The following is a 21,296-nucleotide window of genomic DNA, read 5'->3' on the forward strand; positions in this document are numbered from 1 at the left end:
TCAGACAGCTCGATGGACTCGGCCTCGGTCATGTTGTTGCTGGTCATCGGTGCATCTTCCGTGATCAGGAGTTACACCGAACGTTTTACAGTCCCGATCACCCCGATGGTCTGCTCGGCCCGTGCATGCAGGTCACCATTGGGTACGAGCAGGCGGAGCCGGTGAACGGCCTGGAAGGCCTGGCCGCGGATCCGGAAGGCTTCTGTTCTGGCTGCTACATGCGCCGGACCATCCTGTTCCTCGTGCTGCCGGTGCCACCAGTCGTGTTGGCTCCGTATGAATTCGTTGGTCGCAGCGGTGAAGGCGAGGACGGCGCTGCGGCGCTCGCTCCGGTCTGCCACACGCTTCTGGAACTGATACCCCAGAAGAGAACCGATGAGTGTTCCCGCCACTGCGATAAAGGTCGTAAGTACCTGGCCCATTGAGCTAGTTGACCATGCCAACTCCAGCATCAACAGAGAACGTAGCGGCGAGACGTCGCGCAGGCTCCGAGGCTGCCGCCGAGCAGGAACTCACGACGCCTCAATATGCGACGTCATCAGTCGACGCACCAGCGCATCCAGAACCGTTCGGGATGCGCCCAGAACGCAGCAGTGGGTCCAGGACTCACTCATGCGCACTGGTTAGGAACGGTTAACAGACGTCCAATTCCCGGGCCATGGGGAATCACCCAGCTCGGTGCCCAGGTCCCGGCGGCGTCGTGGCCGGCCGTTGTGGCGGCGAGGTGGGCGCGGAGGGTGGCCAGCGCTGGGTGGGGGTTGTCACGGTGCCAGAGGAGCGAGTGCGGGTAGACGGGCGTCGGGTCGGTCACCGGGATGCGGCGCAGGCCGTGGTCGGCGGGCCAGATCAGGCGGGTCTGTCCGCCCATGAAGGTGGCCAGGGCCGGGGTGTCGGCGATGGTGTCGAGGAGTGCGTCGGAGCCGAAGTTGGGGCCGGTCGCCTCGATGGTGAGGCCGAACTCGGCGACGAGGTCGTCGTAGTAGGCGGTCCACTCGGTACCGGGGACGAGACCGGGCATCCAGATCCGGTGCCGGGAGAGCTGAGCGAGGACCACCGACCGGGCGCCCGCCAGTGCGTGGGCGGGGCCGGTGAGGAGCTGGAGCGGTTCGTCGAGCACCCGGACGGACTCGATGTCCTCGGGAAGGGGCCGGCCGGGCACCGCGACGGCGCGGAAGGACGCGTCGATCGCACCGGAGCGGATGGCGGCGACAGCCGTCTCGATGTCGAACAGCATCACCACGTCGAGCTCGGTCTCTGGGTGTGCGCGGTGGAAGCCGCGCATCAGGCCCGACTGCGCGCTGCGCGAGGCGATCACGTCGACGCGCAGCGGACGGCGGCCGGGGCGTACGGACGCGACCGCGCGCTCGGCGACGCGCAGCAGCTCGCGCGCGTGGGGCAGGAACGACTGCCCGTCGATGGTGAGCTCGGCGCCGCGCGCGGTACGGGTGAACAGCCGCACGCCGAGGTTGCGCTCCAGCGCGGCAATGCGCTTGGAGACTGCCTGCTGGGTGACCGCCAGCTCGGCGGCGGCCTCCTGGAACTGCCCCGCGTCGGCGGCGGCGACGAAGGTTCGGACGGTGTCGAGGTCCATGCCGACACCCTATGGGTACAACCGTTGGTTGTGGCCAGGCGGTCCTGCGGTTGTTTGATCCCCGGGCATGGTGCTCGCTTTGATGCTTCCGATCGCGGATCGGTTGTACGGGTGAGTGGCGAGGGGCGGCGGGCATGCGGATCGGGCACCGGTTGGGAAATCTGCTCGGACATCGGCTGGGGCGGCAGTTCGGGTGGCTCTGGGGAGCGTACGGGACCAGCGCGCTCGGCACGTGGCTCGCCTTTGGCGCGTTCCCGCTGATCGCCATCCAGGTGCTGCACGCCGGACCGGCCGAGGTCGCCGCGCTCTCCGCCGTGGGGGCTGCGGTGGGCGCGGCCGTGGCGGTGCCGCTCGGGCCGTGGGTGGAGTTCCGCCGCAAACGGCCGGTGCTGATCGCGATGGACCTGGTGCGGTTCGCGGCGCTGCTGACGATCCCCGTCGCGTTCGCACTCGGCGTGCTCACCTACCTTCAGCTCCTGCTCGTCTCGGTCGTCGTCGCGGCGGCCGACATCAGCTTCCGCGCCGCTTCCGGCGCGTACCTGAAGACGCTGCTGCCGGCCGAGGACCTGCTCGTCGCCAACGCCCGATTCGAGTCCACGGCCTGGACGACCACGATCATCGGACCGCCGCTGGGCGGCGCGGCGATCGGGCTCCTGGGTCCGGTGGCGACGCTGGTGGCCGACGCGGTCAGCTACCTGCTCTCGGCCCTGGGCATCCGGGCGACGGGCGGGCACGAGCCGCGGCCCGAGCGTCGGGAGGCCGCACGCATGCGGGCCGGGGACCTGCTCGACGGTTGGCGGTACATCCTCGCCGACGCGACGCTGCGACCGCTGTTCTTCAACACCGCCTTGTTCAACGGCCTGGTGATGGCCGCCCAGCCGCTGCTGGCCGTCCTGATGCTCGGCCGACTCGGGTTCGCACCGTGGCAGTACGGCCTCGCCTTCGCCGTGCCCTCGATCGGCGGACTGCTCGGTTCGCGGCTGGCCCGACCGCTCGTCACCCGGTTCGGACAGCACCAGGTCCTCGTCGTGGCCGGGGCGCTGCGCGCGCTCTGGCCCGTCGGCCTGGCCTTCCTGGGGCCGGGCACCGGAGGGCTGATGCTGGTGATCGGCGTCGAGCTCGGACTCATCTTCTGCTGCGGGGTCTTCAACCCCGTCTACACCACCTACCGCCTCGAACGCACCGCAACCGACCGGGTCGCCCGCACACTGTCCGCCTGGGCGGTGACGACCAAGGCCACGACCGCGCTCGTGACAGCCGTCTGGGGCGTGCTGGGCAGCCTGCTCGGCCTGCGTACGGCCATCGGCCTGGCCGGCGTGCTCCTGCTGGCGACCCCGCTGCTGCTCCCCCGACACGACCACACGCCACAGCACGAGCCGGAACCGGCCCGTAGCCACACATGACACACCGCAACTCGCCACTGAAGCACCACCGGCCGCAGCTGGTCCGCCGATTCGTGTCCGTGCCGACCAGGCACCACCGAGCAAGGAGAACACTCACGTGAGCACTGCCCCCGCACTCGACCCCGCGCACACCGCTCTTCTCGTCATGGACTACCAGCCCGCGATCCTGGCCCTTTTGCCCGAAGGCGGGGACTGCGAAGCCCTGCTCGGCCGCGTGGAAGGGGCCATCGCCGACGTTCGCGCCAACGGCGGCACCATCGCCTACGTCCGCGTCGGCTTCACCGAGGCCGACTGGGACGCGATCCCGGCCACCAACAAGTCCTTCGCCCCGGTGGCCCAGCATCGTGTCATGCACCAGGAGGACCCTGCCGCTGCCATCCACGATCGCCTGGCCCCCCAGGACGGCGACATCATGGTGCGCAAGATCCGCTACGGCGGCATGTCCACCACCGACCTCGACCAGCAGCTGCGTGAGCGCGGCATCACCACTCTGGTCGTCTCCGGCATCAGTACCAGCGGCGTCGTCCTGTCCACCGTCATCGACGCGGCCGACCGCGACTACCAGCTCTACGTCCTGTCCGACGGCGTCGCCGACCCCGACACCGAGGTCCACAACGTCCTGCTCCACCAAGTCTTCCCCTCACGGGCCCACATCATCGACACCGCCGAGCTGCGCACCCTGCTCCGGGCCGGCTGACTCGAACCGCCGGGCCGATCCCACCCCCCGGCCGCCGCACCCGCTCGGTGTGGCGGCCGCCCGCATCCCAGTACCCGGTCCAGCAGCAGCCCAGAGCTCGCACAGGCCCTCTACCGCGCCCGCCGCCGCGCGAAGCGGGTACGCGAAGTCTGAGCCACGGGGGATCAGCACCATGCCGGACGAAGACCGGATCACCGTCGATTTCGCCACCCCTGCAGCGCCTTTCGGGGGACCTGGAGGCGGCCCTCCGCACCTTCAACGAGAAGCTGGTCGGAAAGGTGGCGGACGTCCACCCCTTCCCGCAGCAGCACTGTCTCAACTCCCTGTGCCACAGCTGGATGAACGTCTCCATCGTCGCGACGATGGGGGCGGACCAGCTCACCCAGGCCGTCGGTACCATCACCAACCACCGGCAGGCCGGCTGGGAAGCCGCCATGCGGACCTTCTGCAGCGCCCTGAGCCGGCCTTGAGGCCGCCATCCACTCGTGTACGAAGTCCCAGGTCAGCGACCTGGGACTTCACCGTCGTCGTCGACCGGAACCGAACTCGTGAAAGGCTGGGCAGACCAGCAGAAACAACCTGCCCACCCACGAAACCCGCTCACCGAACGATCAAGAGATCACCTTCACGGCACGTCGATGGATGGAGGCCAAGACATGCCCGGTCGTCCGAGCGCGCGTTGACGTTGTAGGCCGTGACCGGCCTGTCATCGCGTGCTGCCCTTGATACGCGGCACAGCGAGCCTTCCCTCGCCCGGACCGCCGGTGCGTCTGTCGTGCGCCGGGGTGGCGGGTCTCGTCTTCGGCAACCCAAGGGATTCCTGTGCCGTCCGCTTCCGCTGTGAACGATTCTCATTCGCCTGTGCCGCCCGGTCTGTGGCGGGACAGTGACTTTCGCCGGCTCTGGGTGGGCCAGACGGCCTCCCAACTCGGCGAGCACGCCGTCCTGGTTGTCCTGCCGCTGATCGCCGTGCTGACGCTCGACGCCGACGCCGGCCGGCTGGGCGCCCTCCGCGCGGTGGGGCAGGCGCCGATACTGCTCCTTTCGCTCTTCGTCGGCGCGTGGGTGGACAGGTGGCGGACCCGCACGGTGATGGTGCTGGCGGACCTCGGCCGGGCTCTGGCGCTTGGCGGGGCGGCCGTGGCCGGCCTCCTGGGCGGGCTCGGCCTGTCGGCACTGCTCGTGGTCACCTTCGCCGTCGGGGCCTTGTCCGTGTTCTTCGACGTGGCGTACCAGGCGCCTCTCGTACGACTGGTGAAACGCGATCAGCTGGTGCGGGGCAACAGCGCGCTCGAAGGCAGCCGGTCCGCAGCCCAGATCGGCGGTCGCTGTGCTCTGCGAGATCACGCAGGACCGGGTCGAACCCGGACTCCTCGGTGTGCCGGACCAGAACGATGTCGCGTCACGGCCGTCCAGCAGGCCGGAGGCCGCCAGCAGCTCTGAGCCCGCGCACACTCCCAGAACGCGCGCGCCCCTGCGGTGCCGCTCCACGATCCACTGCCGCAGCCACGCCTCGTTGGCGTCGGCGGCTCCAGTCCCTGCGCCGAGCGCACCCCGCCCGTCTCGGCGACATACTCCAACCGGTAAACGCCCCCAAGTGGGCTGCCGCATGGAACACCTGCGCCGGGCCGCTCAGATCCAGCAGGTTCACCTCGGGCAGCACCAGGACGACAATCCGTCCCGTGCACACGCTGCTCACATCGTTCACCCGGACACGGCAGGTACGACTCAGCAATGTCCACGAGGACCATCAGCGCCGCATACCGGACGGATCGGGCACCCGTGAAACCGTCGCCGGGGACCAATGCCCGGACGCCGATGGAGCGGGAGACCGCGAAGGCCGCCGAGTCGGCAGCCGGCGGACAGCGCGTGGGCGTCCGCCTTCGAGTTCTGATCGTGCCGTGTTCGCTCGGGCTTCGCACTGCCGTTGCCAACCATCCGTAAATTGCCGCCCGTTGACGGTGGCGACGGATGAGGTGAGCGCGGTTGGACGGCTCGGGCGTGGGCGTGGCGGCTGTGGTGGGGCGGGGCGTCGGTAAGCGGTTCGGCCCCACTGTCGCCCTGGACCGGGTCGATCTGGCCGTTCGAGTCGGGGGAGTGCACGCGCTGCTCGGGCCCAACGGGGCCGGGAAGACGACGCTTCTGCGGATGGTGCTCGGGCTTGTGCGGCCCGACGAGGGTGAACTGCACGTGCTGGGGCACGAGGTGCGGCGGGCCGGGGGTGGGGGGCCCGACGGGTCGGCCGGGTTCGTGGAGAGTCCGCGGTTCTATCCATATCTGTCCGCCGAGCGGAATCTGGCACTGCTGGCCGCCTACGACGGCGGCGGGGCCGATGAGACTGTCGTCGGCGATGCGTTGGCGCGCGTCGACCTGAGCGGGGTGGCGCGGCAGAAGGCCGGCGGGTTCTCCTTCGGGATGCGGCAGCGGCTCGGAATCGCGGCCGCACTTCTGCGCAACCCCAGGCTTCTCGTGCTCGACGAACCCGCCAATGGGCTGGACCCCGCCGGGGTCCGCGACATGCGGGCGCTCGTGCGGGAGCTCGGCGAGGGCGGGCTCACCGTGCTGCTGAGCAGTCACAACATGGCCGAGGTCGAGCAGCTCTGCGACACCGTCACGATCATGAATCACGGGCGGATCGTGTACACCGGGGGACTCGACGAACTCCGGGATCACGCCCCTGACCCCGCGCACCGTCTGCTGACCAGCGACGACCGGGCAGCCGAGAAGGCCGCTGCGGATGCGGTAGGAGTGTCGGTCGCGCGTGAGGGGGCTGCCGGGCTCGCCGTGCGGGCGCAGCGCGAGGCGCTTGACCGATTCGTGCTGGAGCTGGGCCGGGCCGGTGTCGCCGTACGTGAACTGCGGCTGGAGACCACCTCCTTGGAACAGCAATTTCTTCGCCTGACCGAGGAGGCGTCGGATCGATGAGTGAGGTGACATGTGGCAGTGCGGCCGAGGTGCCTGAAACCGGGCGGACCGCCGCCCGCCGTCGGGGCGGAGCCCGTACCGTCTACCTCTGGGAGCTGGAGAAGCTCACCGCGCAGTGGCGGATCAGGGCGGTGCTCGCACTCTGCCTGGTTGCGCCGTTCCTCTTCGCGCTGGGGCTCAAGGCTCAGGACACCCTGCCGTCGGACACGCTGTTCGGACGGTGGGCGCACGACTCGGGGTTCGCCGTGCCGCTCGTCGTCCTCGGGTTCGCCGGGCAGTGGGTGTTGCCGCTGCTGGTCTGCCTGGTGGCCGGGGACATCTTCTCCTCCGAGGACCATCACGGCACCTGGAAGACCATCCTCACCCGCTCCCGTACCCGTGGGCAGATCTTCGCCGGGAAGACCCTGGCGGCCGTCACGTACTCGGTCGTAGTGGTGTTGTTGCTGGGGGCGGGGAGCCTTGCCGCGGGGGTGCTGGTCATCGGTCACCAGCCGCTCGTCGGGCTGTCCGGACAGGAGATCGAGGCGGGGCGGGCGGCCGGGGTCGTCGTGGAGAGCTGGCTGTACATGCTGCTGCCCTGCCTCGCCTTCACCGCGCTCGGCGTGTTCTTCTCGCTGGCCACCCGGCACAGCGCGGCCGGAATCGGCGCACCCGCCGTGCTCGGGCTGCTGTTGCAGCTTGTGTCACTGGTGGACGGGCTCGGACCGGTCCGGCGCCTCCTGCCGACGACATCGTTCGACGCCTGGCACGGGCTCACCACCGAACCGGCCTTCCTCCAGCCGCTGGTGACCGGGGCGTACGTCAGCGTCGGCTGGGCAGCCGTATGCCTGACGGCCGGTCATGTCGTCATGCGCCGACGCGACTTCACGAAGGGATGAGCTCGATGATGCGACGGATCACCCTGACGGCCGGAGCAGTGGCCGCGGCGATCGCCACGGTCGGCGGATGCGCCGGGACCGATGTCACCAAAGTACGTCTCGAAGGCGCGCTGGGACCGGAGTTCAGCAATCTGTACGTGCTCCAGCAGCGTGCCCGGCACGGCAACGACCGGGCGGAACGCCCGGACCGCTGGGCCGACTGCAACCGTGGCACGAAGTCCTCGCCGGACCGGGGCGCGGCGGACGACTGGACGTGTGTGGTGCGGTGGCCGTCACCCGGCGGGGTCACCCGGCCGCTGACGTACGAAGTGCATGTGCTGCCCACCGGGTGCTTCACGGCGCAGGGGCCCGCCACCCAGGTCGGGCAACAGCTGATGAAGGACATCGATGGGGTGAGCCGTACCAACCCGCTGTACGAGTTCGACGGCTGCTTCGACGTCTCTTAGGCCGACTGGCAAATACCTCTCAACCATGGGGTGTTGGGAACAAACTGTTTACCGAGTGGACGTCGCCGCGACACATGGACACGGCATGTACCGTTCACGGCCGGCTCCTAGCGTCGCCGTGGCATCCGGACCGGATGCCACGGTTCGCGACAGGAGACAGGATGCTCGGCAAGCCCCTCAGGAGCATGAGCGGTACGGCGATCGCGGCTATCGCTCTGGTGGCCGCACTCGGCACCACGGCCGCGGCCACCGCCGTCGGTATCAACGGCGGACTCGGCGGACTCGGCGGTTTCGGCGAGAACAAGGTCGACGGGACGACGACCGCCCAGGGCATACTGCTGCCCGACAACCAGCGCGTCGCCCCGCTCGGCACCCGCCACCTTGTGAACGACGCACGGATGCTGTCCAGCACACTCAGCCCCGACGGACGCACTCTCGCCGCCCTCACGTATCTGCACGGCACCGGCTATCTGACCCTCATGGACGTCACCACCGGCACTGTCCTCCAGCGCGTCGGCACCGGGGCGAGCGGGGACAAGAAGATCGGCGACGGCAAGGCAGGCACCGACGGGCCGCTCTACTCGTCCGACGGCAAGACCCTCTGGTTCCCGCAGTCCCACACCCTGCTGCGGTTCACGGTCAACGGCGACGGCACCGTCGTCCCCGCGCCCGCCGCCTCGATCACACTCAAGGGCGCGCACGGCGACGCCCTGCCCGGCGGCATGGCCCTGTCCGACGACGGAGCGAAGCTCTACGTCGCACTCAACGGCAGCAACACCCTCGGCGTCATCGACACCGCGACGAACACCCTGGTCAAGGAGATCCCGGTCGGCAACGCGCCCCGCCAGGTGGTCCTGACCGGCGGCGAGGCCTATGTATCCAACGAAGGCGGACGTCCGGCGAAGGACGGCGACAACACCAACCTCTCCAACGGCACTCCGGTGGTCGCCGACACCAGGAACGGCGCGGTCACCAACGGCACCGTCTCGGTCGTCGACCTGGCGGCCGAGAAGGAGACGAGGACCGTACGCGTCGGCCTGGAGCCCAGTGCCCTGCTGCTCCACGGGCGTTCACTGCTCGTAGCCAACTCCAACAACGACAGCGTCTGCGTCATCGACGTGAAGTCGAAGAAGGTCACCCAGACCTTCAACGTCAACCCACTGCCCGGCTCCTCGGTCGGCAGCGCCCCCAACGCCTTCGCCTTCACCGACGACCACACCCTGCTCGTCAGCCTCGGCCGGGACAACGCACTGGCCCAGTACCGCTGGAACGGTGGTATCGCCCCCGTCCGCTACGAAGGACTCATCCCCACCGACTGGTACCCGAGCGGCGTCCAGGTGAGCCGGGCCACCGGGGACGTCGTCGTCACCAACGCCAAGGGCATCGGAACCCGCGGCACCCCGAGCCAGAACAGCCAGGGCCCGAGCGCCGGACCCAACAACGGTGGTACGGCGACCGGTCACAACACGTACAACGACACCGCCTCCGTCACCACCTTCCCGATGCCGTCCAAACGACAGCTCGGGGCACTCACCCACCGGGTCTTCATCAACAACGACTGGGCGAAGCTGCTGAAGCGGAAGCAGATTTACGGCTCGGCGCACGACCGCGAGCAGGTCATCCCGGCCAAGCTCGGCAGCCCCTCCAAGATCAAGCACATCTTCCTGATCATCAAGGAGAACCGCACCTACGACCAGGTGCTCGGCGATATCGGCAAGGGCGACAGCGATCCGTCCCTGGCCCAGTTCGGCCGGACCGTCACACCCAATCAGCACGCCCTGGCGGACGAGTTCGGCGTCAACGACAACTTCTACGACGTCGGTACGCTCTCCGCCGACGGCCACAACTGGCTGACCCAGGCCGACAACAACGACTACATCGAGCACGAATTCGGCACCTGGTACCGCAGCTACCCCTCGCTCGGCAATGACGCCCTCGCCTACCAGCGCAGCGGGTTCCTCTGGAACACCGTCGAGCGGGCCGGCAAGTCCGTCGACAACTTCAGCGAGTACGCGGGCAACATCGCCCTCCCGGCGACCGGCGCGCCCACCTGGGCGCAGTGGTACCACGACTCCCAGGTGCTGGAGGGCAAGGCGACCGGGGAACTCAACACCCCCATCGGCGCCTACCCTTCGACCTCCGACGTCCCCTCCGTCAACAAGATCAACCACCCGGACTACCCGACCTTCGACACCGACATCCCCGACCAGTACCGGGTCGACATCTGGCAGCGGTACTTCAAGGAGTACGAGAAGAAGGGCAAGCTCGCCGACTTCACCATGATGGCGCTGCCGCAGGACCACACCAACGGCACCAGTGGCATCGACCCCTACCCGACCGCGATGGTCGCCGACAACGACCTCGCCGTCGGCCGGGTCGTCGACACGATCTCGCACAGCAAATTCTGGAAGGACACGGCGATCTTCGTCCTCCAGGACGACTCGCAGGCCGGTGTCGACCACGTCGACGGGCACCGCGCACCCCTCTGGGTGATCAGCCCCTACGCCAAGCGGGGCGCCGTCACCTCCACGTACTACACCCAGATCAACGTGGTGAAGACCATCGAGCAGATGCTCGGGGCCCAGCCGATGAACCAGATCGACCGGGCCGCCGAGCCCATGCGCGACCTGTTCACGGAGAAGCCCGACTTCACCCCGTACACCGCCCTGCCCAACCGGATCCCGCTGGACTACGGGCTCAAGAAGCCCGCCTCGGCCGCTGCCGCGAAGGCGGCCGACAGTGGTGCGCAGCGCCCGCAGGTGCCCGCGCATCTGCGGGAGGTCGCCGCGCACTGGGAGGCATGGAGCGCGATCCAGGCGAAGAGCACCGGCGGCTCCCACCCCGTCGAGGACCAGGTGAACCCGGCGCAGCTGAACCGGATCACCTGGTACGCATCCACCGGATGGACCAAGCCGTACCCGGGCGACAGCCGCGTCCTGGCACCCAATGAGGTGCCGGGCCGCGACAACCCGCCGCAGGAGCTCGGCGACTGATCACGGACGCATGTGCGGGGGCCGGTCGCCTTTCCAGGGGCGGCCGGCCCTTCGGGGTCGTACGGAGATCAGGAGGGCATGAAGCGGAACTGCGGGCGCGCTTAAGAAAACCTCGATGGACCTGTGGCGCGGGGTGCGGCAGATTTCTCCGTGACGGCAGAGGATGGTGCGCGGCAGCCGATCGACGCGTGCTGCCATGCCGTCCCTCTTTTCTTCCCCGGGCCGCAGGCTTCCTCAAGGCTGCCCCCGGCCCGGGGCACTCAACGCCGTACCAGCGCAGGGAGCCGCAGCCGTGAAGGCACTCGTGAAGCAGAAGGCCGAGCCGGGACTCTGGCTGATGGACGTGCCCGAGCCGGAGATCGGCCCCTCGGACGTACTGATCAAGGTGCTCCGCACCGGCATCTGCGGCACCGATCTGCACATCCGGAACTACGACGGCTGGGCGCAGCAGGCCGTGAAGACCCCGCTCGTCCTCGGCCACGAGTTCGTCGGCGAAATCGCGGAGACCGGCGCCGATGTCGTCGACATCAACGTCGGTGACCTGGTCAGCGGCGAGGGCCACCTCGTGTGCGGGAAGTGCCGCAACTGTCTGGCAGGCCGCCGCCACCTGTGCCGCTCCACGCTCGGGCTCGGCGTCGGCCGGGACGGGGCGTTCGCCGAGTACGTCGCCCTGCCCGCGTCCAATGTCTGGGTGCACCGGGTCCCCGTCGACCTCGACGTCGCCGCGATCTTCGACCCGTTCGGCAACGCCGTGCACACCGCGCTCTCGTTCCCGCTGGTCGGCGAGGACGTACTGATCACCGGCGCCGGACCGATCGGCATCATGGCCGCCGCCGTCGCCCGGCACGCCGGCGCCCGTCACGTCGTCATCACCGACGTCAGCGAGCCCCGGCTGGAACTGGCCCGGAAGATCGGCGTCAGCCTCGCCCTCAACGTCAGCGAGGAGACCATCTTCGAAGGGCAGAAGCGCCTCGGACTGCGCGAGGGCTTCGACGTCGGCCTGGAGATGTCCGGGCGGCCCGAGGCGATGCGCCACATGATCGAGAACATGACGCACGGCGGCCGGATCGCCATGCTCGGACTGCCGTCCGAGGAATTCGCCGTCGACTGGTCCCGCATCGTCACCTCGATGATCACCATCAAGGGCATCTACGGCCGCGAGATGTACGAGACCTGGTACGCCATGTCCGTACTGCTGGAGGGCGGCCTCGACCTCGCCCCCGTGATCACCGGCCGGTACGGCTACCGAGACTTCGAAGCAGCCTTCGACGACGCGGCGAGCGGCCGCGGCGGCAAGGTCATCCTCGACTGGACCTCCTGACCCGACGCCCCCGTAGACAGCTGGGAGACACCCCTCATGTTCGACTCCGTACGCGACGACATGCGCACCACCCTCGACGAGATCGAGGCCGCCGGACTGCACAAGCCCGAGCGCGTGATCGGCACCCCGCAGTCCGCGACCGTCGCCGTCACCGCGGGCGGCCGCCCCGGTGAAGTGCTCAACTTCTGCGCCAACAACTATCTGGGCCTCGCCGACCACCCCGACGTGATCGCCGCCGCCCACGATGCGCTGGACCGCTGGGGCTACGGCATGGCCTCGGTCCGCTTCATCTGCGGCACCCAGGAGGTCCACAAGGAGCTGGAGCAGCGGCTCTCCACGTTCCTCGGCCAGGAGGACACGATCCTCTACTCCTCCTGCTTCGACGCCAACGGCGGTGTCTTCGAGACCGTCCTCGGCCCGGAGGACGCGGTCATCTCCGACGCCCTCAACCACGCCTCCATCATCGACGGCATCCGCCTCTCCAAGGCCAAGCGCTTCCGCTACGCCAACCGCGACATGGCCGACCTGGAGACGCAGCTGAAGGAGGCGTCCGGGGCCCGGCGCAGGCTCGTCGTCACCGACGGCGTCTTCTCCATGGACGGGTACGTCGCCCCGCTGCGCGAGATCTGCGACCTGGCCGAGCGCTACGACGCCATGGTCATGGTCGACGACTCGCACGCTGTCGGCTTCGTAGGCCCCGGCGGCCGCGGAACGCCCGAGCTGCACGACGTGATGGACCGCGTCGACATCATCACCGGCACCCTCGGCAAGGCGCTCGGCGGTGCGTCCGGCGGTTATGTCGCGGCCCGCGCCGAGATCGTCGCGCTGCTGCGCCAGCGCTCCCGCCCGTACCTCTTCTCCAACTCGCTCGCCCCGGTCATCGCGGCGGCCTCGCTCAAGGTCCTGGACCTGCTGGAGGCCGCAGGCGACCTGCGCGAGCAGCTCAATGCCAACACCGCGCTCTTCCGTACCCGGATGACCGAGGAAGGCTTCGACGTCCTGCCCGGCGACCACGCCATCGCACCCGTCATGATCGGGGACGCGGCGAAGGCAGGCCGGATGGCGGAGCTGCTCCTGGAGCGCGGTGTGTACGTGATCGGGTTCTCCTACCCGGTGGTCCCGCAGGGCGCGGCCCGTATCCGTGTCCAGCTCTCCGCCGCGCACTCCACGGCGGATGTGAACCGCGCCGTGGACGCGTTCGTCGACGCGCGGGCCGCGCTGGGGGAGTAGCGGCCCGGGCGGGGCGCCGCACGGTGTCCTGCCCGTGTCCTCTCCTCGTCTTTGCCTTCGTGCTTGTCCGGGAGCCTCACCCGGGCGGCCGGGTTCCCTGCGTGACCTGGGACAATGGGTCACATGATCGATGCACGGCGGCTGCGCATTCTCCGTGCGGTGGCGGACCACCGCACGGTGACGGCCGCAGCCGCAGCGCTGTATCTCACGCCCTCCGCGGTCTCCCAGCAGCTTGCCGCGCTGGAACAGGAGACCGGGCACCGGCTGGTCGAACGCAACGCGCGCGGCGCCCGGCTCACCCCCGCCGGGGAGATCCTGCTGACCCACACCAATGCGGTGCTGGCCCAGCTGGAACGGGCCGAGGCGGAGCTCGCCGCGTACGGCGCGGGGGACGCCGGTACGGTCACGGTCGCCGCGTTCGCGACCGGCATCGGCCTGGTCCTGGCCCCAGCGATAGCCGAACTGACGCTCACCGCGCCCGGTATCCGGGTCCGAGTCCAGGACGCCGAGGGCGATGCGAGCGTGCCGATGGTGCTGGACCGGCAGGTGGATGTCGCGGTCGCCGTCGAATACCGGGGCGCGCCGGGAGAGGACGACCGTCGGCTGACCCGGGTACCGCTGTACTCGGAGCCGTTCGACGCGGTTCTCCCGGTGGACCACCGGCTGTCCGACCAGGAACAGGTGGCGATCGCCGACCTGGAGAAGGACCCGTGGATCGGCCCGTACCCCGGCAATCCGTGCCATGACGTGGTGGTCCTGGCCTGCGAGTTCGCCGGGTTCCAGCCGAGGCTGGAGCACTCCTCGGACGACTTCCGTGCGGTGGTCGCGCTGGCCGGCGCGGGTGCCGGGGTGGCGCTGGTGCCGCGGTCGGCGTTGCGGGGGATGGAGCTGACGGGGGTGGTGGTGCGGCCGGTGGAGGGCAGCGCCCCGACCCGCCGGGTCTTCGCCGCGGTGCGGCACGGCGCGGAGGGACATCCGCTGATCGCGCCGGTGCTCGACGCGCTGGCCACGGCGGCGGTACGGGAGGCGGCGCTGCCGCTGCCGGCCCTGCCCTGACGCGTGCCGGAGGCCGGGGCTTCGGGATCTGCCCAGGGCACCCCCGGTCCCGGCTCCGCCGACGCGCACCGTCCGTGGCGAGGCCCCTGCGAGCCCGGCGCGGTCATGTCGCGAGAATGAACGCCAAGAAGTCCATGAGGATGACTGAGGCGCACACGAATCCCGCGTACCGCGTGGGGTACTCGTATCGCTCCCTCTTCACGCCGCGACGCCATTCATCTCTGTACTCAAGCAGAATCTTCCTGGACGGAACGAAGCCGATCAGCAACCCGGCCAAGGTGAAGGAATACATGACCAGCATCTGCCGGGCGTTCCAGTGCTGGTACTGGGTGGCACCCACAGCGATCAGGCCGAGGCAGCATGCAACGGAAGCGAGAAAGACAGCCACCGTAGCCTTGCGGGCACCGGTCAACCTCTGTACGGCCAGGCAGAGAGCGGCGGTGGAGAAAGCCGCCATGAGTAACAAGTAGGCGAGCGGGAGCCCTGCCAGCACGGTCGATCCTTTCAATTCAACAGTTCGCAAGGGCCGGCGGCGTCCTGCCGCCGGACCTTGACGCAGATCTCGCCAGCGGGCCGGGCGGCGGTTCCCTCCGCCCTGACCGTCCGGACCGAGGCCCTCACGCGGCTGCCGGTGCGGATGCAGACGGAGTCGACGACCTCTGATGCACGCCGACGGGCTTTGTCGGACTCCAGTCCCATTGCTCCAACGGCATTCGATGCTGTCCCCCAAGGCGCCCCAGGCATGGATCAGAAGGGATACTCACACACCGCTTCGACTTTCGTAAAGAGAAAACGGATTTCGAGAACCGATGCCGGAGTATCTGGAATTCCGGATTCCGGATCTCGATTGTTTCGTTATGGGTATCCGTGTAGCCTTCGGGGCTGCCTAGTTTCAAGTGGAAACTATGTCACGGAAGGCACTTTTTTGCGTGTCGCCTCGACGACCCAACAGACTGGAACGTCAGCGGGCTGACGTCCGGCGACTACGACAAACGGCAAGCACGAAGTCGGCGTCCTCTACCGCGCCGGAACCACTGCCGACGGCCGCCGGGTCGATTCCCTGTTCACCTTCACCAGCACCAGCATCAAGGCACCGGTCAAGCACTGGACCGGCGGCGTGATCTGACCACCTTCGAGGTGGCGAGTCCGCCCTGCAGCACACCGGCCGTTCTCGCCCGCCAAGGCCCGGTCCTGAACGCGAACCGTTCAGGACCGGGCACTCGTCCGTCCCAGTGGGCTGCAAGGATCCTGGTGGTGCAGTCCGGTCTCAGACTCGGCGCCCCAGGATGAACCGGCCGCCGGACGGCCCCGGCCACATCGTCCCCGCACCCGCCGCCACCGTCACGGCCAGCACCAGCACCCCGTACTGCACCGGCGGCAGATACGGTGCCGAACCGGCCGTCGACACCGCGAACGCCACCAGCGGGACGGCCGCCACCAGCGTGCCGATCACCAGGCCCGTCACCGCCACCAGTCCCGTTTCCAGGACCAGCATCCGCCTCACCTGGCGACGGCCCGCGCCGACCATCCGCAGCAGGCGGAACTCCGGGCGACGGCCCACCGTGATCAGGGACAGCGTGCTGATCACCGCGAGCAGCGCGAAGCCTCCGATCACCCCGACACCGATGATGATCAGGGCGTTGTCCTCGTCCGACGTCGACGGGGCGATCCGTACGTCGTCCGCCGTCGCGGTACGGACCCGCACGCCGGCGTACGGGGCAAGGGCGCGCCGTACCGCAGAGGCCGAAGCCGCCCCTCCATGCTCCGACCGGATCAGGATCTGCCGGTCGTGCGGCGCCGGGACATGCCCGGCCAGGGCCTCGCGCGGCAGCATGAACTCGCCCAGTCCCAGGGCCCGTTCGTAGAGCGCCACCACTCGGAGCCGCACCTGGGTACCGTCACCGAGGCGGAGCTTCACCGTGTCGCCGGTGCCGATGTGGAGGTCGGCGGCCCGGTCCTTGCCGACCGCGACGGTGCCCCTGCCGGTGAGGTCCGCCAGATCACCGGCCGTGACGTGCGGATCGAGCGTGCCGGACAGCTGGTCCGCCGTCACCCCCAGCACCGGGAACCGGTCGAGTTTCGGATCACCCATCTCACGATGCGCGAGGACGACGCCGGAGCGCAGCACACCGGTCGCCGCAGCGACCCCGGGAGCCTTGCGCACCGCCTGCGCGGCGTCGGCCGGCAGCCCGGCGGCCGGGCCCGTCGCCACCAGGTCCGCCCGGAGCGCGGCGGCGGCCTGCCGGTCGGCGGCCCGCTCCAGCGTCGAGTTGGCCGCCAGCTGTACGCAGACGAACGCCACGACCAGCACGATCGGGGTGATCGCCGCGCCGAGCCGCCGATGGTGCGCGGCGGCGGACCTGGCGGCCAGGAACCCGGAGACCCCGCCGGCGCGCCGTACCGGTGTACCGAGCACCCGCATCGCCACCCGGGCGATCCACGGACCCAGCAGCGCCACCGCGATGATCAGCGAGGTCGCCGCACCCGAGGCGGCCACCGCGGCGGCCTGCCCGCCCTGCGCCGTCGCCGCGCCCGCCGAACCGACGCCCGCGACCGCCAGCACCGCACCGCAGACCGTACGCAGCCGGCCCGGCTCGCTCGGCTCGGGCGCTCGGGCCGCTCCCAGCGCGGCGGCGGGCCGCAGCCGGGTGATGGACCTGGCCGCGAGCATCGACACCGGACGGGCCGCCAGTGGGACGAGCACCGCGGCCGTGGCGCCCGCGGCGAACGGCAGCCACACCGGGACGGGCAGCGGCAACGGGTCCGTGGTCAGCAGCGACCGCATCAGCAGCCCCAGCGGTACGGCTGCGATCCCGCCCAGCACCGCGGCGGCGCCGGCCACCCGGCTCACCTCACGGCCGACGGCCGACCTGAGCTGCCGGGGCGTCGCCCCGACCGCGCGCAGCAGCGCCAGTTCGCCGGAGCGCTGGTGGACCGCCTGGGAGAGGGTGGTGGCGATCACCAGGAGCGCCACCATGAGGACCGTTCCCGCGATGGAGGCGAGCAGCGGAAGGAGATCGCCCCGTGCGCCGAGCGCGTCGACGTACTCGGCCTGCCCGCGCTCCGATCCGGTGAGGACCCGGATCTCGCGGTCGCCGTGCGCGCGGTCGGGCAGCGCGGCGTCCAGTGACGCCCGCAGCGCGTCGGCCGAGACGCCCTTCTCGGCGATGATGCCGATGGCGTCGACCGTGCCGGGGTGTCCGGCCAGGGCGGTCAGCCGCTGCTCGGTGAAGAAGACGGCGGGGGCGGCGCCCCGATGGCGGGTGTCGGCGACACCGCTGACGGTGTACGGGCGGGGGGCCCCGTCGACCTGCAATGTCACATGGCTGCCGGGCTTGCTCCCGGCGGCCGCCAGCGCGCTGTCGACGACTACTTCGGTGGGCGTGCGCGGCGCGTGGCCGTCCGTCAGCCGGTACGGGGTGAGCGCGGCGGATTCCCAGGAACGGCCGACGCCCGACGCCGCACCGCCCCCGGCCCCGCCGCCCACGGCCACCGGCACCGAATCGTCCACGACGGCCTTCGCGACCCCGTCGGCGGCAGCCGCCTTCGCCACCGCGGAGCGGTCGAGACGGACCCGTTCCGGCAGATACGTCTTCGCCGTCTGCGGCTTGCTGCCCCACGGCTTCGCCGTATACGTCACCTGCTGGTCGGCCGCCACCACCGCGTCGGCCCCGGCATACCGGTCCACCGGAGGCTGCGCCAGCAGCAGCGAACCGAGGACGAAGGCGAACGCGCCGATCAGCGTGGCCGCGGCGGTCGTCGCCGCGAACACCGCGGCCCAGGCCCTGCGATGGGCCTTCAGCGAACGCCGGGCGAGGAACGCCGACGCCCGCCGCACCCCGGACCGCACATCTGCGTGAGGCCTTCGGGTGTCCGTGCCCGTACCAGCGCCCGTGCCCGTACCAGCGTCCGCACGCGTGCTCATGTCCGCGTTCGTGCTCATCGCAGCCGGCCGCCGTCCATCGTCAGCACGGTGTCGGCCCAGCTCGCCGCCACCGGATCATGGGTGACCATGACGACCGTACGGCCGTCGATCCGTACCGCGTCCCGCAACAGACCGAGCACCAGCGTCGCCGACTCCGGGTCCAGGGACGCCGTCGGCTCGTCCGCGAAGATCACATCGGGTTCGGTCACCAGCGCCCGCGCCACCGCGACCCGCTGCTGCTGGCCGCCGGAGAGCGTCGCGGGGCCCTGCCCGCCGCGGCCCGCCAGGCCGACCCGGGCCAGCAGATCCCGGCCGCGAGCCAACACCCGTTCGTCCGCCGGATCGGCGCCCGCCAGCACCAGCGGCAGCACGACGTTCTCCTCGATGTTCAGCGAAGGCACCAGATTCAGGGCGTGCGACTGGAAGACGAAGCCGATCCGGTCACGGCGCAACCGGGTCAGTGCGGCCTCGGACAGCGAGCCGAGATCGGTGCCCCCGACCCGTACCGTCCCCGCCGTCGGACGGTCCAGGCCCGCCGCACACTGCAGGAACGTGCTCTTCCCCGATCCCGAGGGACCCACCACCGCGGTGAAGCTCCCGGCCGGGACCGCACAGCTCACCGCGTCGAGCGCGATCGCCTCCCGGCTGCCGCCGCCACGCCGTCCGTAGCGCCGGCTCACCGACTCCAGACTCAGCGCGGTCGCCCGCGCCGCTGTGATCGTGTCCACCGTCGACTCCACCGTTCCTTCTCGCCTCGTTCTTTCCGACCTGCATAAACGCTATGAAGAAGGGGGTGTCCGGGCGAGAGTGCGGGCTCCCGGACAGGGGGTTCAGCCAGCTCCACCACGGTCAGGGAGAGGCCCCCACTCCGGTGACGGGTGAACCCCCGTAACGTGCTGTGTCATGAGCACCACTCCCGCCCCGCTGACGGTCGCCATCCGGCGTTCGTGGGATGCGTCGCGCTATCTGTTCATCGGCGTTCCGGTCGCGCTGCTCGCATATGTGGGCACGTTCCTGGTGGTGGCGGCCCTGATGTTCGCCGCCGTGATCATCGGGCTGCCCGCCCTGCCCGAGGCCGCCAAAATGCTGCGCCGGTTCGCGGAGTTCGAGCGCCGCCGGGCAGCCGCACGGCTCGGCGTGCCGTTCACGCCGACGCCGTATCCACCGCTGGACGGCGCTGAACTCTCCGAGCGGGTCCGACGCGTACTCACCGACCCGACGGTCTGGCGCGACGCGCTCTGGCTGCCGATCCAGGCGCTCATGGGGAACGTCCTCGGCTACCTCGCGATGGTGCTGTGGCCGGTCGGGCTCCTCGTCGACGGGGCCGCGCTGTCCGTCGTGCACCTGCTGGACCGGCGGGCCGCCGACGAGTACGGGACGGCGCCGCCGGCGCGCCAGGGATGGATGCTGCGCTGGCATTGCGTACTCGCGGATCTGTCGGCGAGCTGGACCCGGTCCCTGCTCACCTCCTCGCCGTCCACCGCGCTCGCCGACCGGATCGCCCAGCTGACCGAGAGCCGGGCCGGGGCGGTCGAGGCGCACGGCGCCGAACTGCGACGCATCGAACGGGATCTGCACGACGGCGCCCAGGCCAGGATCGTCGCCCTGTCGATGCGCATCGGCCTCGCCAAACAGCTCCTCGACCGCGACCCGGCCGCCGCGCGCATCCGCCTCGACGAGGCACAGGACGGCGCGGAGACGGCCCTCGCGGAACTGCGGCATGTGGTGCGCGGCATCCATCCGCCGGTACTGACGGACCGTGGTCTGGCCGGCGCGGTACGGGCGCTGGCCGCCGACGTCGGCGTGCCCGTCACCGCGGAGATCGACGGTGTCGAGGACGGGCGACGGCTGCCGGCCGCGATCGAGGCCGCCGCCTACTTCGTCATCGCCGAGGCCCTCACCAACATCAGCAAACACAGCGGTGCGACAGCCGCGACCGTACGGATCGACCGGACCCCCGGCACCCTGCGGGTGGCCATCGGCGACGATGGCCACGGCGGCGCGGACGAACGCGCCGGCAGCGGGCTGGTCGGAATCAGGCGACGGATCGCCGCCCTCGACGGCACCACCCGCATCAACAGCCCCACCGGGGGGCCGACGCACATCGAAGTGGAGCTGCCGTGCGGATCGTGATCGCCGAGGACAACGCGCTGCTGAGGGAGGGGCTGATCCTGCTGCTCACCAGCTCGGGCCACGAGGTGGTTGCCGACGCGGCGACCGGGCCCGAGGTGCTGCCCGCCCTGCTGGAACACCGCCCGGACGCCGCCGTGCTCGACGTACGGCTCCCGCCCACCTTCCGCGACGAGGGGCTGCGCGCCGCACTCGCCGTCCGCGCGGAGATGCCCGAACTGCCGATCCTGGTCCTCTCGCAGTACGTCGAGGAGACGTACGCCGCCGAGCTGCTCGCCCAGGGCGCCCAGGGCATCGGGTACCTGCTGAAGGACCGGGTGGGCCGCGTCGACCAGTTCCTCCAGGCGCTCGACCGGGTGGCGGGCGGCGGTACTGCGCTCGACCCCGAGGTCGTGACCCAGCTGCTGACCCGCAGGTCGTCGGCCCAGCCCCTGCGGAGCCTCACTCCGCGCGAGCGCGAAGTCCTGGAACTGATGGCACAGGGCAAGGCGAACGGCACCATCGCCACCGAACTGGTGGTGACGGAACGGGCCGTGAGCAAGCACATCGGCTCGATCTTCGCCAAGCTCGGCCTGGAACCGGACGACGGCACGGTGCACCGGCGGGTGCTTGCGGTGCTCGCGTATCTGGAGGGCAAGGGCACGCGCTGACGCGCGCCGTGCCCGGTTGACGGGGGTGGTGTCCGGCCGGGCCGGTTGCGT

The 21,296-nt window shown here is 70.2% G+C and carries 17 protein-coding genes and 1 pseudogene; 14 read left to right on the top strand and 4 right to left on the bottom strand.

Features of this window, described 5'->3' with window-relative positions:
- On the top strand, positions 1–425 hold a 425-nt coding region (locus ACIPEK_RS32540; RefSeq protein WP_402003526.1), incomplete at its 5' end, for a hypothetical protein.
- A 185-nt stretch (positions 426–610) separates the two neighbouring features.
- Here ACIPEK_RS32540 and ACIPEK_RS32545 read toward each other — a convergent pair.
- A complete protein-coding gene (locus ACIPEK_RS32545; protein ID WP_402003529.1) occupies positions 611–1,591 on the bottom strand; it encodes a LysR family transcriptional regulator in 981 nt (326 codons plus the stop codon).
- A 134-nt stretch (positions 1,592–1,725) separates the two neighbouring features.
- Between ACIPEK_RS32545 and ACIPEK_RS32550 the strand changes: the two genes are divergently transcribed.
- From ACIPEK_RS32550 to ACIPEK_RS32600, 11 genes and pseudogenes are all read left to right on the top strand, one after another.
- A complete protein-coding gene (locus tag ACIPEK_RS32550; RefSeq protein ID WP_402003532.1) occupies positions 1,726–2,994 on the top strand; it encodes an MFS transporter in 1,269 nt (422 codons plus the stop codon).
- Positions 2,995–3,091: 97 nt separating this feature from the next.
- Positions 3,092–3,691 carry a cysteine hydrolase family protein gene (locus tag ACIPEK_RS32555; RefSeq protein WP_402003535.1) on the top strand — a complete coding sequence of 200 codons (600 nt, stop codon included), beginning with the start codon at positions 3,092–3,094 and terminating at the stop codon, positions 3,689–3,691.
- A gap of 278 nt (positions 3,692–3,969) precedes the next feature.
- A complete protein-coding gene (locus tag ACIPEK_RS32560; RefSeq protein WP_402003538.1) occupies positions 3,970–4,161 on the top strand; it encodes a hypothetical protein in 192 nt (63 codons plus the stop codon).
- Between the two features lie 352 nt (positions 4,162–4,513).
- Positions 4,514–5,017 (top strand): annotated as a pseudogene (locus ACIPEK_RS32565) (MFS transporter); the annotation flags it as partial.
- Between the two features lie 660 nt (positions 5,018–5,677).
- The gene (locus ACIPEK_RS32570) at positions 5,678–6,616 is read left to right on the top strand and encodes an ABC transporter ATP-binding protein (protein WP_402003541.1); all 939 of its coding nucleotides are present in this window, start codon (positions 5,678–5,680) and stop codon (positions 6,614–6,616) included.
- Positions 6,613–7,494, top strand: coding sequence for an ABC transporter permease (locus tag ACIPEK_RS32575; RefSeq protein WP_402003544.1), 882 nt, complete (start codon positions 6,613–6,615; stop codon positions 7,492–7,494). The genes ACIPEK_RS32570 and ACIPEK_RS32575 overlap by 4 nt, the downstream gene beginning before the upstream one ends.
- Positions 7,495–7,499: 5 nt before the next feature.
- Positions 7,500–7,940, top strand: coding sequence for a hypothetical protein (locus ACIPEK_RS32580; protein WP_402003547.1), 441 nt, complete (start codon positions 7,500–7,502; stop codon positions 7,938–7,940).
- 161 nt (positions 7,941–8,101) lie between these two features.
- Positions 8,102–10,933: a bifunctional YncE family protein/alkaline phosphatase family protein gene (locus ACIPEK_RS32585; protein WP_402003550.1), complete on the top strand. Its 2,832-nt coding sequence runs from the start codon at positions 8,102–8,104 to the stop codon at positions 10,931–10,933.
- Between the two features lie 292 nt (positions 10,934–11,225).
- Positions 11,226–12,254 (top strand): L-threonine 3-dehydrogenase, encoded by a 1,029-nt coding sequence (tdh, locus tag ACIPEK_RS32590; protein WP_383073293.1) that lies wholly within the window; start codon positions 11,226–11,228, stop codon positions 12,252–12,254.
- 36 nt (positions 12,255–12,290) lie between these two features.
- Entirely contained in the window at positions 12,291–13,484 is a 1,194-nt protein-coding gene (locus tag ACIPEK_RS32595) for a glycine C-acetyltransferase (protein ID WP_327272219.1), read from the top strand.
- 123 nt (positions 13,485–13,607) lie between these two features.
- Positions 13,608–14,540, top strand: a complete 933-nt coding sequence (locus ACIPEK_RS32600; RefSeq protein WP_402003554.1) for a LysR family transcriptional regulator — start codon at positions 13,608–13,610, stop codon at positions 14,538–14,540.
- Between the two features lie 103 nt (positions 14,541–14,643).
- Here the strand turns inward: ACIPEK_RS32600 and ACIPEK_RS32605 are convergent, their stop codons facing one another.
- The 3 genes from ACIPEK_RS32605 to ACIPEK_RS32615 all read right to left on the bottom strand — a co-directional run bounded on the left by ACIPEK_RS32605 (position 14,644) and on the right by ACIPEK_RS32615 (position 19,205).
- On the bottom strand, positions 14,644–15,033 hold the full coding sequence (locus tag ACIPEK_RS32605) for a hypothetical protein (RefSeq protein WP_402003557.1): 390 nt from the start codon (positions 15,031–15,033) through the stop codon (positions 14,644–14,646).
- A gap of 774 nt (positions 15,034–15,807) precedes the next feature.
- On the bottom strand, positions 15,808–18,465 hold the full coding sequence (locus ACIPEK_RS32610; protein WP_402003560.1) for an FtsX-like permease family protein: 2,658 nt from the start codon (positions 18,463–18,465) through the stop codon (positions 15,808–15,810).
- A gap of 14 nt (positions 18,466–18,479) precedes the next feature.
- A complete protein-coding gene (locus tag ACIPEK_RS32615; RefSeq protein WP_402003563.1) occupies positions 18,480–19,205 on the bottom strand; it encodes an ABC transporter ATP-binding protein in 726 nt (241 codons plus the stop codon).
- A 163-nt stretch (positions 19,206–19,368) separates the two neighbouring features.
- Here ACIPEK_RS32615 and ACIPEK_RS32620 point away from each other — a divergent pair, with 163 nt between their 5' ends.
- Both ACIPEK_RS32620 and ACIPEK_RS32625 read left to right on the top strand, forming a co-directional pair.
- Positions 19,369–20,598, top strand: coding sequence for a sensor domain-containing protein (locus ACIPEK_RS32620; protein WP_402003566.1), 1,230 nt, complete (start codon positions 19,369–19,371; stop codon positions 20,596–20,598).
- Positions 20,586–21,245, top strand: coding sequence for a response regulator (locus ACIPEK_RS32625; RefSeq protein WP_402003569.1), 660 nt, complete (start codon positions 20,586–20,588; stop codon positions 21,243–21,245). The genes ACIPEK_RS32620 and ACIPEK_RS32625 overlap by 13 nt, the downstream gene beginning before the upstream one ends.
- The last annotated feature ends 51 nt before the right edge of the window (positions 21,246–21,296 follow it).

The sequence above is a fragment of the Streptomyces sp. NPDC088246 genome, from assembly GCF_044741025.1.
Classification (GTDB): Bacteria; Actinomycetota; Actinomycetes; order Streptomycetales; family Streptomycetaceae; genus Streptomyces.

Excerpts from the sequence above, each read along its gene's own strand:
- ACIPEK_RS32595 (WP_327272219.1), top strand. The coding sequence starts at position 12,291 with ATGTTCGACTCCGTACGCGACGACATGCGCACCACCCTCGACGAGATC.
- ACIPEK_RS32550 (WP_402003532.1), top strand. The coding sequence starts at position 1,726 with ATGCGGATCGGGCACCGGTTGGGAAATCTGCTCGGACATCGGCTGGGG.
- ACIPEK_RS32585 (WP_402003550.1), top strand. The coding sequence starts at position 8,102 with ATGCTCGGCAAGCCCCTCAGGAGCATGAGCGGTACGGCGATCGCGGCT.
- ACIPEK_RS32610 (WP_402003560.1), bottom strand. The coding sequence starts at position 18,465 with ATGAGCACGCGTGCGGACGCTGGTACGGGCACGGGCGCTGGTACGGGC.
- ACIPEK_RS32545 (WP_402003529.1), bottom strand. The coding sequence starts at position 1,591 with ATGGACCTCGACACCGTCCGAACCTTCGTCGCCGCCGCCGACGCGGGG.
- ACIPEK_RS32620 (WP_402003566.1), top strand. The coding sequence starts at position 19,369 with ATGAGCACCACTCCCGCCCCGCTGACGGTCGCCATCCGGCGTTCGTGG.
- ACIPEK_RS32600 (WP_402003554.1), top strand. The coding sequence starts at position 13,608 with ATGATCGATGCACGGCGGCTGCGCATTCTCCGTGCGGTGGCGGACCAC.
- ACIPEK_RS32580 (WP_402003547.1), top strand. The coding sequence starts at position 7,500 with ATGATGCGACGGATCACCCTGACGGCCGGAGCAGTGGCCGCGGCGATC.
- ACIPEK_RS32575 (WP_402003544.1), top strand. The coding sequence starts at position 6,613 with ATGAGTGAGGTGACATGTGGCAGTGCGGCCGAGGTGCCTGAAACCGGG.